This window comes from Streptomyces sp. NPDC127084 (assembly GCF_042724175.1).
Classification (GTDB): Bacteria; Actinomycetota; Actinomycetes; order Streptomycetales; family Streptomycetaceae; genus Streptomyces.
In genome coordinates this window covers 1-13737 of sequence record NZ_JBHXFA010000174.1, presented here as the reverse complement: position 1 = coordinate 13737, position 13737 = coordinate 1, and the positions used below count along the sequence as shown (strand labels likewise).

The following is a 13737-nucleotide window of genomic DNA, read 5'->3' as shown; positions in this document are numbered from 1 at the left end:
GCCTGGGGAGGCCCCACCCCCTCGGCCCCTGCGGGCCTGGGGAGGCCCCACCCCCTCGGCCCCTGCGGGCCTGGGGAGGCCCCACCCCCTCGGCCGTTGCGGGCCAGGGGAGGCCCCATGCACCGGACGCCGCTCCTTGACGGGCAAACCTTGCCTGACGCGGCACTAGCTAGGGGGCTTGCCCGTCCGTATGAACGGCCTCGGCAGCGCCCTACGGGGACGGGCAAGCCCGCACACCCGAGCCCGTCCCCCCGGGGTTCAGCCGCGCCGCACGGCGCACAGCAAGCCATCCCCCACCGGCAGCAGCGACGGCAGGAGCACCTCGCTCTCACGGACCGCCCGCAACAGCTCCCGCATCCGCAGCACATCGACCGGCTGCGCTGCCGCGTCGACCGTGCGCCCATCGGCGAATGCCCCTTCGAAGCACACAAGACCCCCAGGTCGCAGCAGGCGCAACGATTCAGCGAGGTAGTCCAGCAGCTCCAGCCGGTCGCCGTCGCAGAAGACGAGGTCGTACCCGCCGTCGGCGAGCCTGGGCAGCACGTCCAGCGCGCGTCCGGGGATGAAACGCGCCCGGTTGCCGGCGAAGCCCGCGGCGCGGAACGCCTCCCGGGCGAACTGCTGGAGCTCCGGTACCGGGTCCACGGTGGTCAGCACGCCGTCGGGGCGCATGCCCTGGAGAAGGTAGATCCCGGAGACTCCCGTGCCCGTCCCGATCTCCGCCACCGCCTTGGCGTCGGCCGCGGCCGCCAGCAGTCGCAGAGCGGCGCCGGTGCCTGGAGACACCGAGGGCAGCGCCGCGTCCCGGGCCAGTTCACGGGCCCAGCGCAACGCTTCGTCCTCGGCGACAAAGGCGTCGGCGAACGCCCAGCTCGTCTGCCGGTTGGCGGTAATGGCCCTCTCCTGTTCCCGTAGTTGGCGCAACGGTGACTGTATCCGCTGTGCCCGGGAACCCGCAGATGGGACCGGGCGTTGAGAAGAGGCGTAGGCGCGGTGAAACGGGGCGGGGAAAACAGGCGGGCGAGTGCCGCCCGGCCCCAAATTCGCGTAAAGATTCTTATCCGGAGCTAACGGGCGAGGTGGCTATGGTAGGGGCTCCACTGGACACCACCAGAGCCGACAGGGGAGGTGCGGCTGCGCCTGTGGATCGGAAAGGGGTGCTACGGCGCCTGCTCCGGTCGGCGGGTGAGCCGAAATCCGTGACCGACACCGCTGACGACACCCGCTCCAGCCAGGCCGACTCCGTTTCCACCGCGACCTTCGCACCGGCTGCGGAATCGACCGCGTGGACCCCTCCCACCTGGGAGGACATCGTCAGTACGCACAGCGGCCGGGTCTACCGCCTCGCCTACCGTCTGACCGGAAACCAGCATGACGCGGAAGACCTCACCCAGGAGGTCTTCGTCCGGGTCTTCCGTTCCCTGGCCACGTACACGCCGGGGACGTTCGAGGGCTGGCTGCACCGCATCACCACGAACCTGTTCCTGGACATGGTCCGCCGTAAGCAGCGGATCCGTTTCGACGCGCTCGGCGACGACGCGGCCGAGCGGCTGCCCAGCCGGGAGCCCTCCCCGCAGCAGGTCTTCCACGACACCCACTTCGACGCCGATGTGCAGCAGGCGCTGGACACCCTCGCCCCGGAGTTCCGTGCCGCGGTGGTGCTCTGTGACATCGAGGGGCTCTCGTACGAGGAGATCGCGGCGACGCTCGGCGTCAAGCTCGGCACCGTCCGCAGCCGTATCCACCGCGGGCGCTCGCATCTGCGCAAGGCGCTCCAGCACCGCTCCCCGGAGGCCCGGGCCGAGCAGCGTGCCCCGGCAGGCTTCGCGGCAGCCGTGGCAGGGGCGGGGGAGGGCGGTGCGCAGTGAGCGGCATCGGCCCTTCCCCCGCGGAGCAGCACTTGGGGGATCGGCTCGCCGCCCTGATCGACGGCGAGCTGAAACACGACACGCGTGACCGGGTGCTGGCCCACCTCGCGACATGTCCCAAATGCAAGGCGGAGGCCGACGCGCAGCGCCGGCTGAAGAGCGTGTTCGCGGCGACCGCACCCCCGCCGCCGTCCGAAGGGTTCCTCGCCCGCTTGCAGGGTTTGCCCGGCGGGCCGCCGGGAGGGCAGCCCGCCGATGACGACGCGCAGCGTGGACCCTTCGGCGGAGGGCGTCTACCCGACGGCGTCTTCGGTATGAGGCCGGAGGGTTTCCCTCCTTCCGACGCCGGATTCCGGATCCATGAGGTGGGGCGGCAGGAGGCCGAGCGCTCGGTGTGGCGTGGCCGCAGGCTGGCGCTGACGGCGGCGAGCGCGGTCTCGTTCGCCGCGATCGCCCTGAGCGGGTCGCTGCCGGTGGGCGCCCCTGGCGATGGCACGGCTCGCGGGGACGGCCGGGGGAGCAACGTCACTCCGCAGCGGAGTGCGGCACCCAACCCGGTGTCGGGCACCGACGGGCGGCGCCGCGGTGGTGCCGCGGCACAGCAGGCGGCCGGTACGGGTACCGCCTCATCCGCGCCGGTCCGGCCCCTGACCCAGCCGTTCGTGCCGTCGGACCTGTTCACCCCCACGCCACCGGCGCTGATACGTCCCGTGGACTCCGCCTACCGACTCGCGGACGCCCCGGAACCGACGCCCGCCACCACTCCGTACCCCACGCGGCTCGTCGCGCCCGACGTGCCCTGAGGCCGGGTGCCCGGTGGCCCGCCCGGGTTCCTGGGCGCCCGCGCTGTGTGACGCCATGCGCAAACCTGGTTGAATCCAGGTTGGGGTGCCCCCGGGCGGGGCGCGTGGACGAGCTGTTGCGGGGAGAGCATGGAGCACGGGAAGCAGACGGGGCCGAAGCCGAAGTGGTGGAGCCGACCCGGTGACGCCGCCCCGGAGCCCGGTCTCACGGACACGGTTCCGGCTCCTGCCGCCCGCCCCGTGGATGATCAGTCCGAGTACACCTTGGCGGCTCCCGAGCCCGCGCCGGTGACCACCGAGCCGCCCACGGTGCCGTCTCGCGCCGTACCCGCTTCCGCGGTACCCGCGCCGACGGTGCCCGGCCCCAGGACGGACCAGACCCGGTTCGAGGCCGCCGAGGCCCAAGGGGCCCCCGCGGTTCCCGATGCCCCCGGTCCCACCATTCCGGCCCAGGCGACCGGTGGACAGCCGCTGCACGAGTCCGATGAGTGCCACACGCCGCCCTATGGCGGCCCCGGCCCCTGGGCCCCCGCCCCGCCGGTGCAGCATCCGCTCGGCACTCCCGCGCACGGAACCGCCGTACCCGTGCCCGCGCAGCCTCCGGCGCCGGCCGGATACGCCCCGCCCATGCCGCCCACACCCGCCCCGGTGCCGGCGCCCACCGCACCCACCGCGACGTTCCCGCAGCCGCCGCAGTGGGCGCAGTACGACCCTTGGAGCACTCCCGGCGCGGCCGCCCTGAGCCAGACCGGTGAGCCGCCTAAGAAGAGGCGCAGGGGTTCCGCGGTTGCCGTACTCCTCGCCTTCGGGCTGGTCACCGGGGTCGCCGGAGGAGCCGTCGGCGCCTATCTGGAGCGCAACGGCGGCAGCCTCACCACAGTGGAGCTGCCCCAGGCCGCCGCCGACAACTCCGGCCGGGCCCCCGGCAGCGTCGCGGGCATCGCGGCCAGTGCCCTCCCCGGTGTCGTCACCCTGCATGTGACCGGGGGCAGCGCGTCAGGCACCGGCACCGGGTTCGTGCTCGACAAGCAGGGCCACATCCTCACCAACAACCATGTGGTCGCCCCGGCCGGCGGCTCGGGCGAGATCAGCGTCACCTTCAGCGGCGGCGAGACGGCCAGGGCCAAGCTGGTCGGCAAGGACAGCGGCTATGACCTCGCGGTCGTGAAGGTCAGCGGGGTGTCCGGGCTCAAGCCGCTGCCCCTCGGCAACTCCGACAGCGTCCGGGTCGGCGACCCGGTCGTGGCCATCGGCGCCCCCTTCGACCTCCAGAACACCGTCACGGCCGGAATCATCAGCGCCAAGGAGCGCCCCATCACCGCGGGCGGTGAGAAGGGCGACGGCAGCGATGTCAGCTATGTCGACGCGCTCCAGACCGACGCCCCCATCAACCCCGGCAACTCCGGCGGCCCGCTGGTGGACTCCAAGGCCCGGGTGATCGGGATCAACAGCGCCATCAGGGCGGCGGGCAGCGGCACCGGTTCCGAGGGCGACGGGAGCCAGGCGGGTTCCATCGGGCTCGGTTTCGCCATCCCCATCAACCAGGGCAAGCGGGTCGCGGAAGAGCTGATCAACACGGGCAAGGCCACCCATCCCGTGATCGGCGTCAGCCTCGACATGCAGTACGCCGGCGACGGCGCCAGGGTCGGCGAGAAGAGCAGGGACGGCTCGTCCTCGATCACCCCCGGCGGCCCGGCAGCCAAGGCCGGCATCCGCCCGGGAGACGTCATCACCAAGGTGGACGGCCAGCGGGTGCACAACGGCGAGGAGCTCATCGTGAAGATCCGGGCGCACCGCCCCGGCGACGAGCTGGAACTCACCGTGGTGCGCGGCGGCAAGGAGCAGACCAGGACGCTGACCCTTGGTTCATCCAGCGGTACGTAACGGACACCCCGGAGGTACCGCCCCGACGGATTCGCCGGGTACGGTGGACCGGGCCGCCGTATGCGCGGTCAGGCGAGACACGGAGAACACGAACACGAGGAGCAGCAGGTGTTCAATGACATAGGCGCACTCGAGCTGGTCACGCTCGTGGTCCTCGCCGTGCTCGTCTTCGGCCCGGACAAGCTGCCCAAGGTCGTCCAGGACGTCTCGCGCTTCATTCGCAAGGTCCGGGAGTTCTCCGACAACGCCAAGCACGACATCCGCCGTGAACTGGGGCCGGAATTCAAGGATTTCGACTTCGACGACCTCAATCCGAAGGCGTTCATCCGCAAGCAGCTGGAGAACGAGGACCTCAGGGAGATCCGCAGCAGCTTCGATTTCCGGCAGGATCTGAACGACGTCACCGACGCGGTGAACGGCAAGGAGCCCAGCGCTTCGGCCCCGGCGGTCGTGAACGGCTCGCCGGGCTCCGGCGACCTGCTCAGGAAGCGTCAAACGGTCGAGAAGGGCGAGCGCCCGCCGTTCGACGCGGACGCCACCTGAGCCGCCGTCCCAGACGCCACCCGAGTCACGCCCGTGCCATCAATCCCGGCGAGCCGGTGCCGGGTGGCTATCCTCCATCTGTCCGGGAAACGAGGACGCCCGAGGGGGGCGGGCCACTCCGGACCCTGGTGAACGAGGAGGCGGCCGGATAGATGGAGACGACGAGTCGGGCAGGGGCGGCGCGGAGCGCGCCCAGTGCATCCACCGCCGAGGAGGTGCCCGCGGCCCGGCGTACGGTCGACGGCTATCTGCGCGCACCCTTCCCCTGGTACGGACTGGACGAGGCCTTCAGCGGGCCGCGCTGGCTGATGCAGGTCGGCGCCGCGGCCGACGGCACGGTGCAGCACGGGTCCGTGGGTCATGGCGACGAGCCGACGATAAAGTCCGACGCGACCACTGCTGAGAAGGAACGCTTCGCTGTGGTCGTGACGGTCGCCGCGAGCCCGGTGCGGCGCACCGGCGACGGCACCGGCGTCCTGGACGCCACCACGGTGTCGTCCGCGGCGTGGCTGGCCGGTTCCGGGCTGCTCGCCTACACCTGGCCCGGGCAGCTGGACCACAGCCTGCGGGACGACTGGCTGGGCCAGCAGACCGAGACCGCGTTCGAGCTGGCGGACGACCTGGCGGGACCGGCCTGGTCAGAGCTCTCGCTGCCCGTGGACGGGGTCCCGATGCCCTTCCACTACCGAGAGTCGGAGTTCGGCTGGGTGCTGGCCGGTTCGTCGGAGAGCGGTGTGCACATCGGCGCGTACGGGCGCGGGATGAGCGCGTACGGACTCGGTTTCTCGACGGTGCGGGACTTCGGCACGTACCTGTAGGGCCCCCTCCGCACCGGCCGTATGCCGAGGGGCACCGTTCGTGATGAACGGTGCCCCTCGGCGCGGTCGGCGGCCGCGCGGTTTCGGACGGCTCGCGCGGCTCGGACGGCTTACGCGGTTCGGTTGTCCGTGCGGCTCAGAACTTGTTGCGCGGGGTGATGCCCAGCGACATACCGGACAGCCCGCGCTGACGGCCGCCGAGCTTTCCGGCGATGGCCCGCAGCGCCGCACCGGCAGGAGACTCGGGATCGGTCAGCACCACCGGCTTGCCCTCGTCGCCGCCCTCGCGCAGCCGGACGTCGATCGGGATCTGGCCCAGCACCGGCACCGTCGCACCCGTGGTCTTCGTCAGCCCGTCGGCGACCATCTGGCCACCTCCCGTACCGAAGACATCGACCATCTCGTCGCAGTGCGGGCAGGGCAGGCCCGACATGTTCTCGACCACGCCCACGATCTTCTGGTGGGTCTGCACGGCGATGGAACCGGCCCGCTCGGCGACCTCTGCGGCGGCCTGCTGCGGGGTGGTGACGACCAGGATCTCGGCGTTCGGCACCAGCTGGGCCACGGAGATCGCGATATCGCCGGTGCCCGGCGGCAGGTCGAGCAGCAGCACGTCGAGGTCGCCCCAGTACACGTCCGCCAGGAACTGCTGGAGCGCGCGGTGCAGCATCGGGCCGCGCCAGACCACCGGAGCGTTGCCCGGGGTGAACATGCCGATCGAGATGACCTTCACACCGTTCGCGGACGGCGGCATGATCATGTTCTCGACCTGGGTGGGACGGCCGTCGGCGCCCAGCATCCGGGGCACGCTGTGGCCGTAGATGTCGGCGTCCACGACACCGACCTTCAGCCCGTCGGCGGCCATGGCCGCCGCGAGGTTCACGGTCACGGACGACTTGCCCACACCGCCCTTGCCGGAGGCGACCGCGTAGACCCGCGTCAGCGAGCCGGGCTTGGCGAACGGCACCTCCCGCTCAGCGGTCGTGCCGCGCAGCGTGGCCGCGAGCTCGCGGCGCTGCTCGTCGCTCATCACGTCCAGGGAGACTTCGACGCGGGTGACGCCCTCGACGGCCGCGACGGCGTCCGTGACACGCTGGGTGATCGTCTCGCGCATCGGGCAGCCGGAGACGGTGAGGTAGACCGTGACGGCAACCGCGCCGTCGTCCCCGATCTCGACCGACTTGACCATGCCGAGGTCGGTGATCGGCTTGTTGATCTCGGGGTCGTTCACCGTCGCCAGTGCTTCGAGCACCGCGTCTTCCGTAACCATACGGACGATGGTACGGCGCCGGATGCCGGCCCGGGGACGCCCCTCAGCGGTCGCCTTCGTCACGTACCCGAGGTGCCTCCGGCGGGAATACCCCGGGACGGTCCGCCAGCTCCCGCAGCAGGTCCTCGAACTCGGACCTGATCCAGTCGCGGGTGGCGACCTCGCCCAGCCCCATCCGCAGCGCCGCGATCTCCCTGGTCAGATACTCGGTGTCGGCGATCGACCGCTCGTTCTGCGCCCGGTCCTGCTCCAGGTTGACCCGGTCGCGGTCGTCCTGGCGGTTCTGCGCCAGCAGGATCAGCGGGGCCGCGTACGAGGCCTGCAGCGACAGCATGAGGGTCAGGAAGATGAACGGGTACTTGTCGAACCGCAGCCAGTCCGGGGCGAAGATGTTCCACAGGACCCAGACGACGATCGTGAGGGTCATCCAGACGATGAACCGTCCGGTCCCCAGGAAGCGGGCGATCTTCTCGGACAGCCGTCCGAAGGCCTCGGGGTCGTACTCGGGGAGCATCCTGCGGCGGCGGGCGCGGGGGATGTCCAGCCGGGCCCGTGGCCGCTGCCCGCCCGACTGCCGTTCCCGTTCCCTGTCGCGTTCCCGTTCCCGTTCCCGCTCCCTGTCCCTGCCGTCGCCGCGCTCGGTGAGGCCGTACTCACTCATCGGCGGCCCCCGTCCCCTCGAACTCGGCCTCGCGCCAGTCCTCCGGCAGCAGGTGGTCGAGGACGTCATCCACCGTCACCGCCCCCAGCAGCGAACCGCTCTCGTCCACGACCGGCGCCGCGACCATGTTGTACGTGGCCAGATAGCTGGTGATCGCCGTCAGCCCCGTGGCCGGGGCGAGCGGCGGGAGGTCGGTTTCCACGATCGAGCTGACCAGGGTGAACGGCGGGTCCCGGAGCAGCCGCTGGAAGTGCACCGTGCCCAGGTACTTTCCGGTCGGGGTCTCGTCGGGCGGCCGGCAGACGTAGACCTGGGCGGCGAGTGCCGGCGAGAGGTCCTGCTGGCGCACCCGCGCCAAGGCGTCCGCCACCGTCGCGTCAGGGCGCAGCACGATCGGCTCGGGCGTCATCAGTCCGCCCGCGGTGCGCTCCTCGTAGGAGAGCAGCCGGCGGACGTCGGCGGCGTCGTCCGGCCGCATCAGCATCAGCAGCCGCTCCTTGTCCTCCTCCGGCAGCTCCGAGAGCAGGTCCGCGGCATCGTCCGGGTCCATCGCCTCCAGCACGTCCGCGGCCCGCTCCTCCTTGAGCTTCCCGATGATCTCCACCTGCTCGTCCTCGGGGAGCTCCTCCAGGACATCGGCCAGCCGGTCGTCATCGAGCGCCGCCGCGACCTCGGCGCGGCGCTTGGGCGTCAGATGGTGCAGGGCGTTGGCCACATCGGCGGGCCGCAGCCGCTCGAAGGTGGCGACCAGGCTCTCGGCGCCCTGGGCGTCCTCGTCCAGGGAGAAACCCGTGACCGCTGACCACTCGACGGTGAGCGTCTCGCCCTTGCGGCGCAGGGCCCCGCCCTTGCCCTTGCGTACGAAGACCTTGTCGACCTCCCAGTCACGGCGGGCCGGTAGCTGCTGGATGGCCACGTCGAGCACGGTCACCTCCTCGCCCGAGCCGGTGAGGCTGACCCTGCGGTCAAGCAGCTCACCGAGTACGAGACGCTCGGTGGGCCGCTGCTCGAAACGCCGCATGTTGACGACGCCGGTCGTGATGACCTGGCCCGACTCGACACCGGTGACCCGGGTCATGGGCAGGAAGATCCGGCGGCGCCCGTGCACCTCGACGACAAGCCCGAGCAGCCGTGGCGGGCGCTGGCCGACCCGGAGCATGGCCAACAGGTCGCGTACCCGGCCGACCTGATCCCCGTTGGGGTCGAAGACCGGTACGCCCGCGAGGTGCGAGACGAAGATCCGCGAAGCGCCCGCCGCCATACTCTGCACCTCCTCACAAATGCTCTGCTACGCCGCTTTGTGGTGGTTTCAGACTGGTTCAGGCTAGCCCGCGCCGGTCGTCACCGCTCCTGTGAGCGGTCCGTCCGGCTCGCCTCCCGAGCGCTCGATAACCCCGGGTACGCTGCCCTCTTGCCACCCCACCACCAGGACGAGAGGCAGTGCGCACGTGACCGCTCTCCCCCCGGCTGCCGCAGCCCGGGCCCGTCGGACGGCAGTGTCCGCCGCACTCTGCGCGGGGCTCACCGCGGCCCTCACCGCGGTCACCGGTTGCGGCGAGGACCCGGACGCGGGGACGAACGGCGTCGGCAAGCTGGACGCCCCCGCCATCGAGGAGAAGGCCAAGGTGGCGGCGGACGGGGCGCAGTCGGTGCGGCTCGCCGGGACGCTGGTGTCCAAGGGCGGCACCTACAAGCTGAACATGCGGCTCAAGAAGACCGGCGGCAGCGGCTCCGTCACGACGAAGAACTCGGCCTTCGCACTGCTGCGGGTCGGCGACGAGCTGTATCTGAAGGCGGACGCGGACTTCTGGAAGCAGGCGGGCGGAACGGCCGCGGAGAAGCTGGACGACAAGTACGTGAAGGTCCCGGAGGACGACCCCACGTACAAGCAGCTACGCGGCTTCACCGAGATGGGCACGCTGCTGGACGGAATCCTCGGGCTGCACGGCAAGCTCAGCAAGGGCGCCTACGACACCGTGGACGGCACCCGCACCATCAAGGTCCTCGGCGGCGAGGGCGGCGGCGGCACGCTGGACGTGTCCCTCAAGGGCACCCCGTACCCCCTGCGCCTCTCCCGTGCGGGCGGAGCTGGGGTCCTGACCCTGGCGGACTGGAACAAGGAGTTCGTGCTGGCCGCGCCGGAGAAGGGGGAGAGCGTGGACTACGGCCGTGAGCTCCCTCGCACGAGGTAGCCGGGCCCCCGCGCACGCCAGGCGGGGTGCAACCCGCGAATACCCGTTACCGCCGCTTTCCGCGGCGGAGGAGGAGACGGGGGAGGGCCGCGGGGATGGGGCGACGCGTGGTGGCGGACGTGGGCAGCGGGGGCGCGGCCAGCGATCCGTCGGGGTGCTCCGTGGAGGCCCGGCACGGCTCCAGGCGCAGCACCCTGCACTCCCGTGCCCAGCGCTCCGTCATAGCCTCGCCGTCCGGTGCGTTCAGCCGCTTCCCCTTCAGTTCGCGTACCGCGGCATCCCACACCTCGGACCCGGGCGCGAGCTCGCTCACCACGGCGGTCCAGACCACCAGCCGGCCGCCCTTGTCCTTGCTGCGCACGGTCACCTCGGCGGTGGAGCCCGCGGTGAGGCCGGGCAGCGGCTGCTCGTCGGGCCCGTCGCCCACGACATGCGCCGCGCCCTCGTGCCACACGTGCCACAGCGCGCGGGCGGGGCCGGTGCCCCGGACCCAGATGAGACCGGACTTCTTGGTGGCCTCTTCGACCAGGGCCTGGTCGGGCAGCGGCAGCGAGGCAGCGGCTTCAGTCATGTGCGCAGCCTATTAGAGCCAGCCGTTGCGCTTCAGGGTGCGGTGAATGGTGAGACACACCCCGACGATGCCGACCAGCACCATCGGGTAGCCGTACCGCCAGTGCAGCTCGGGCATGTAGTCGAAGTTCATGCCGTAGATACCGCACACCGCCGTCGGGACGGCGATGATCGCCGCCCAGGACGTGATCTTGCGCATGTCCTCGTTCTGCGCCACGGTCGCCTGTGCCAGATTCGCCTGGAGGATCGAGTTCAGCAGCTCGTCGAACCCGATGACCTGCTCCTGCACCCGGGCCAGGTGGTCGGCCACGTCGCGGAAGTACTTCTGGATGTCGGGGTCCACCAGTCGCATCGGCCGCTCGCTCAGCAGCTGCATGGGGCGCAGCAGCGGGGTCACCGCCCGCTTGAATTCCAGCACCTCGCGCTTGAGCTGGTAGATGCGCCCGGTGTCGGTGCCCCGGGTGCTGCCCTTGGACGGGGCCGAGAAGACGTCGCTCTCGATCTCGTCGATGTCGACCTGGACCGCGTCCGCCACCGCGATGTACCCGTCCACGACATGGTCGGCGATGGCGTGCAGCACCGCCGACGGGCCCTTGGCGAGCAGCTCGGGGTCGTCCTGGAGGCGGTGCCGCAGATTGCGCAGCGAACCCTGTCCGCCGTGCCGCACGGTGATGACGAAGTCGGGCCCGGTGAAGCACATCACCTCGCCGGTCTCCACGACCTCGCTGTTGGCGGTCAGTTCGGCGTGCTCCACGTAGTGGATCGTCTTGAACACGGTGAAGAGGGTGTCGTCGTACCGCTCCAGCTTGGGGCGCTGATGGGCGTGCACGGCGTCCTCGACGGCCAGCGGGTGGAGGCCGAACACCGCGGCGATTCCCGCGAACTCCTCCTCCGTCGGCTCGTGCAGCCCGATCCAGGCGAAGCCGCCGTCCTCGCGGACCCGCAGCATCGCCTGCTGCGGGGTGAGGCAGCCGCCGTCCACCACGCGCTCGCCGTCGCGGTAGACGGCGCAGTCCACGACGGCGCTGGAGGCGGAAGGATCGCGGGTGGCGTCGTAAGAGCTGTACGCGCTGCTGGTCTTGCGCAGCGCTGGGCGGACCGCTTGACGCAGGTCACGGATCATCGACATGGCAGGCTCCTTCACGGGAAGCCGCCGTTGCGAGGCGTGGCACAGCCCGGAATGGGGACGTTTTCTGGATACGTCCGCAAAGCGGGCGGCACCGCGGGACGCGGTGACGGCGTTCGCTACAGACAGTCAGGCAAGGGCGATGTGCTCTTCCGACGTGCGCGATGCCATCGTGCGACGCGGCGCGGGAGATCGACGGACCGGACAGCGCGGTCGGCCGAAGGGCGCTGAAAACCGGTCAGAAGATGGGGAAGTGCCCGGAAGAGCGGTTGGTACTGCACGATCGACTTCGATCCACCGCAGCCCCACCTCCTCCGGCCGGTCCCCCGTAGGGGATGACGTGTCGTCGGGAACGGGCGCTGATCTCCGGACTCGCGGAGGCGCCGTCACGCAAATGTTGTCCCGAACAGGCGGCCAAGCCTATCAGCCGACTGAGGGTCAATCTCTTCCTTTGCCCGTTCCCGATGCGATCTATGCTCGCGGGATGGGAGAAATTCTTGCTCTGGTCGAGGCCCGTCTGCTTACCGCGTTCGGAGAGCCGGACGCGCGTGCCGCGGTCACGTTCCTCGGCACGGACCGGATCGAGGTGCTCCGCTTCCTCGACAGGGACGGCGGGGGCATCGTCCGATACGCCACGCTGGGCATGTCGGCACAGCCCATGAACGACCCCGAGGACCTACTCGCCGACCCGGTGAGGGGGCCGCGCGCCGAGCTGCTGCTGTCGGTGCGCGGCGGGCTCGCGGATACCGACAAGGTGCTGCGGCCGCTCGCCGTCCTGGCGTCGTCGCCGCAGGTGGAGGGGGTGGTCATGGCTCCGGGGAACTCTCTGGACGTCGGTGAGCCGCTCTGGCCGAACGCCTCCTTCAGCTCCGTGCTGGTGGCCGAGCCCGGCGGTCTGGTCGGGGATCTGGAGCTGCCTGAACCGATGGAGCCGGTGCGCTTTCTGCCGCTGCTGCCGATGACGCCGAACGAAGCGGCCTGGAAGCGGGTGCACGGGGCGGCGGCACTCCAGGAGCGCTGGCTGAAGCACGGCACGGACCTGCGCGACCCGCTGCGCGGGCCGGTATCGCTGACGTGAGGTCAGCCCTGGTGAAGTGACCGGTGTCATAGGCGGGTTCGGACCGCTCCGCGTGAAGCGGGAGCGGGAAGGGCATCGGTGACAGGGCCTGACCGGTGCATGGTGCATCTAATTTCGGCTGGTGAACCAGGGTGAAACCACCGAACCGGACGGGTGATCGTCCTTGACGTGACGCCGGACGGGTAGGACCGTTGAGCGCTATGAGGGGCGAACCCAGTTGCCCGAAGTGCGGTGGCCGGGTCAGGGCGCCCGGCCTCTTCGCCGATACGTGGCAGTGCGACGTGCACGGTGCCGTGCAGCCGCTGCAACCGGTGATCCCGCCCAGTGTCGAAGCCCTCACCGTCGTCGTGGCCCGGGCCAAGGTGCCGGTGTGGATGCCCTGGCCGCTGCCGGTCGGCTGGCTCTTCACCGGAGTCGCCTACGCGGGTGACGACCGCAGCGGAGGCCGCGCCACCGCCGTCGCCTGCTCCGGTCCCGGACCGCTGGGCGGCGTGGGGGAACTTCTGCTGGTCGCGGAGGAGCTCGGCGTCGGCCTCGGTGCCCGGTTCGCGGGGATCGACGGACCCGACCCGGGTCCGCGTATGACCGTAGACAAACCGCCCCAGGCCAAGGTGCTCGCCGCCGGTCGGCCGACCCCGCTCTGGCAGGTCGACGGTGTGCCCGAGGATCGCGCGGTCTTCGCGGGCGAGGCGCTGGGGCTGTGGCTGTGGGCCGTTGTCTGGCCCGAGTCGACCGGGCTGCTGATGTACGACGAGTTGATACTCACCGATCTGCGGGACGCGGGCTCGGAGGTGGACCTGCTGCCGTGCGGGGCGCTGTCCCCGCGGCTCCTGCTGTAGCGGCTGCGAGCCCCGCCGGCGGTGGCGGTGACCCGGGCGTTCAGCGCTGCCGTAGGGCCTCGGACCCCGCCCCGGCGACCACGGC

The 13737-nt window shown here is 71.1% G+C and carries 14 protein-coding genes; 8 read left to right on the top strand and 6 right to left on the bottom strand.

What is annotated here, in order from left to right; translation table 11 throughout:
• Nucleotides 1-258 precede the first annotated feature (258 nt).
• Nucleotides 259-924: an O-methyltransferase gene (locus ACFWI9_RS29000; protein WP_387166569.1), complete on the bottom strand. Its 666-nt coding sequence runs from the start codon at nucleotides 922-924 to the stop codon at nucleotides 259-261.
• Between the two features lie 161 nt (nucleotides 925-1085).
• Between ACFWI9_RS29000 and sigE the strand changes: the two genes are divergently transcribed.
• From sigE to ACFWI9_RS28975, 5 genes are all read left to right on the top strand, one after another.
• The gene (sigE, locus tag ACFWI9_RS28995; protein WP_387166566.1) at nucleotides 1086-1868 is read left to right on the top strand and encodes an RNA polymerase sigma factor SigE; all 783 of its coding nucleotides are present in this window, start codon (nucleotides 1086-1088) and stop codon (nucleotides 1866-1868) included.
• Entirely contained in the window at nucleotides 1865-2671 is an 807-nt protein-coding gene (locus ACFWI9_RS28990) for an anti-sigma factor family protein (protein ID WP_387166563.1), read from the top strand. The genes sigE and ACFWI9_RS28990 overlap by 4 nt, the downstream gene beginning before the upstream one ends.
• Nucleotides 2672-2800: 129 nt before the next feature.
• A complete protein-coding gene (locus ACFWI9_RS28985) occupies nucleotides 2801-4555 on the top strand; it encodes a trypsin-like peptidase domain-containing protein (protein WP_387166561.1) in 1755 nt (584 codons plus the stop codon).
• A 108-nt stretch (nucleotides 4556-4663) separates the two neighbouring features.
• A complete protein-coding gene (locus ACFWI9_RS28980) occupies nucleotides 4664-5098 on the top strand; it encodes a sec-independent translocase (RefSeq protein WP_387166559.1) in 435 nt (144 codons plus the stop codon).
• A gap of 152 nt (nucleotides 5099-5250) precedes the next feature.
• Nucleotides 5251-5916, top strand: coding sequence for a hypothetical protein (locus tag ACFWI9_RS28975; protein ID WP_387166556.1), 666 nt, complete (start codon nucleotides 5251-5253; stop codon nucleotides 5914-5916).
• 136 nt (nucleotides 5917-6052) lie between these two features.
• Here the strand turns inward: ACFWI9_RS28975 and ACFWI9_RS28970 are convergent, their stop codons facing one another.
• Genes ACFWI9_RS28970 through ACFWI9_RS28960 form a run of 3 tightly spaced genes read right to left on the bottom strand, consistent with a single transcriptional unit; the run spans nucleotide 6053 to nucleotide 9108 of the window.
• Nucleotides 6053-7186 (bottom strand): Mrp/NBP35 family ATP-binding protein, encoded by a 1134-nt coding sequence (locus ACFWI9_RS28970; RefSeq protein WP_387166553.1) that lies wholly within the window; start codon nucleotides 7184-7186, stop codon nucleotides 6053-6055.
• A 43-nt stretch (nucleotides 7187-7229) separates the two neighbouring features.
• Nucleotides 7230-7847: a DUF1003 domain-containing protein gene (locus ACFWI9_RS28965; RefSeq protein WP_387166550.1), complete on the bottom strand. Its 618-nt coding sequence runs from the start codon at nucleotides 7845-7847 to the stop codon at nucleotides 7230-7232.
• Complete coding sequence (locus ACFWI9_RS28960; protein ID WP_387166547.1) at nucleotides 7840-9108, bottom strand: magnesium transporter MgtE N-terminal domain-containing protein; 1269 nt, start codon at nucleotides 9106-9108, stop codon at nucleotides 7840-7842. The genes ACFWI9_RS28965 and ACFWI9_RS28960 overlap by 8 nt, the downstream gene beginning before the upstream one ends.
• A 187-nt stretch (nucleotides 9109-9295) precedes the next feature.
• On the opposite strand from ACFWI9_RS28960, the gene ACFWI9_RS28955 reads away from it, so the two are divergent.
• Nucleotides 9296-10039, top strand: coding sequence for a hypothetical protein (locus ACFWI9_RS28955; protein WP_387166543.1), 744 nt, complete (start codon nucleotides 9296-9298; stop codon nucleotides 10037-10039).
• A 46-nt stretch (nucleotides 10040-10085) separates the two neighbouring features.
• Here ACFWI9_RS28955 and ACFWI9_RS28950 read toward each other — a convergent pair whose 3' ends face one another.
• Both ACFWI9_RS28950 and ACFWI9_RS28945 read right to left on the bottom strand, forming a co-directional pair.
• Nucleotides 10086-10610, bottom strand: coding sequence for a hypothetical protein (locus ACFWI9_RS28950; RefSeq protein WP_387166540.1), 525 nt, complete (start codon nucleotides 10608-10610; stop codon nucleotides 10086-10088).
• A 12-nt stretch (nucleotides 10611-10622) separates the two neighbouring features.
• A complete protein-coding gene (locus tag ACFWI9_RS28945; RefSeq protein WP_387166537.1) occupies nucleotides 10623-11738 on the bottom strand; it encodes a magnesium and cobalt transport protein CorA in 1116 nt (371 codons plus the stop codon).
• Nucleotides 11739-12219: 481 nt separating this feature from the next.
• Here ACFWI9_RS28945 and ACFWI9_RS28940 point away from each other — a divergent pair, with 481 nt between their 5' ends.
• Nucleotides 12220-12813: a suppressor of fused domain protein gene (locus ACFWI9_RS28940; protein ID WP_387166534.1), complete on the top strand. Its 594-nt coding sequence runs from the start codon at nucleotides 12220-12222 to the stop codon at nucleotides 12811-12813.
• Between the two features lie 200 nt (nucleotides 12814-13013).
• A complete protein-coding gene (locus ACFWI9_RS28935) occupies nucleotides 13014-13652 on the top strand; it encodes a DUF6758 family protein (RefSeq protein WP_387166531.1) in 639 nt (212 codons plus the stop codon).
• The last annotated feature ends 85 nt before the right edge of the window (nucleotides 13653-13737 follow it).

What these genes read in the sequence shown, in the direction of transcription:
- ACFWI9_RS28945 (WP_387166537.1), bottom strand. Translation starts at nt 11,738, where the DNA reads ATGTCGATGATCCGTGACCTGCGTCAAGCGGTCCGCCCAGCGCTGCGC.
- ACFWI9_RS28985 (WP_387166561.1), top strand. Translation starts at nt 2,801, where the DNA reads ATGGAGCACGGGAAGCAGACGGGGCCGAAGCCGAAGTGGTGGAGCCGA.
- ACFWI9_RS28935 (WP_387166531.1), top strand. Translation starts at nt 13,014, where the DNA reads ATGAGGGGCGAACCCAGTTGCCCGAAGTGCGGTGGCCGGGTCAGGGCG.
- ACFWI9_RS28950 (WP_387166540.1), bottom strand. Translation starts at nt 10,610, where the DNA reads ATGACTGAAGCCGCTGCCTCGCTGCCGCTGCCCGACCAGGCCCTGGTC.
- ACFWI9_RS28975 (WP_387166556.1), top strand. Translation starts at nt 5,251, where the DNA reads ATGGAGACGACGAGTCGGGCAGGGGCGGCGCGGAGCGCGCCCAGTGCA.
- ACFWI9_RS28960 (WP_387166547.1), bottom strand. Translation starts at nt 9,108, where the DNA reads ATGGCGGCGGGCGCTTCGCGGATCTTCGTCTCGCACCTCGCGGGCGTA.
- ACFWI9_RS28965 (WP_387166550.1), bottom strand. Translation starts at nt 7,847, where the DNA reads ATGAGTGAGTACGGCCTCACCGAGCGCGGCGACGGCAGGGACAGGGAG.
- ACFWI9_RS28940 (WP_387166534.1), top strand. Translation starts at nt 12,220, where the DNA reads ATGGGAGAAATTCTTGCTCTGGTCGAGGCCCGTCTGCTTACCGCGTTC.
- sigE (WP_387166566.1), top strand. Translation starts at nt 1,086, where the DNA reads ATGGTAGGGGCTCCACTGGACACCACCAGAGCCGACAGGGGAGGTGCG.
- ACFWI9_RS28970 (WP_387166553.1), bottom strand. Translation starts at nt 7,186, where the DNA reads ATGGTTACGGAAGACGCGGTGCTCGAAGCACTGGCGACGGTGAACGAC.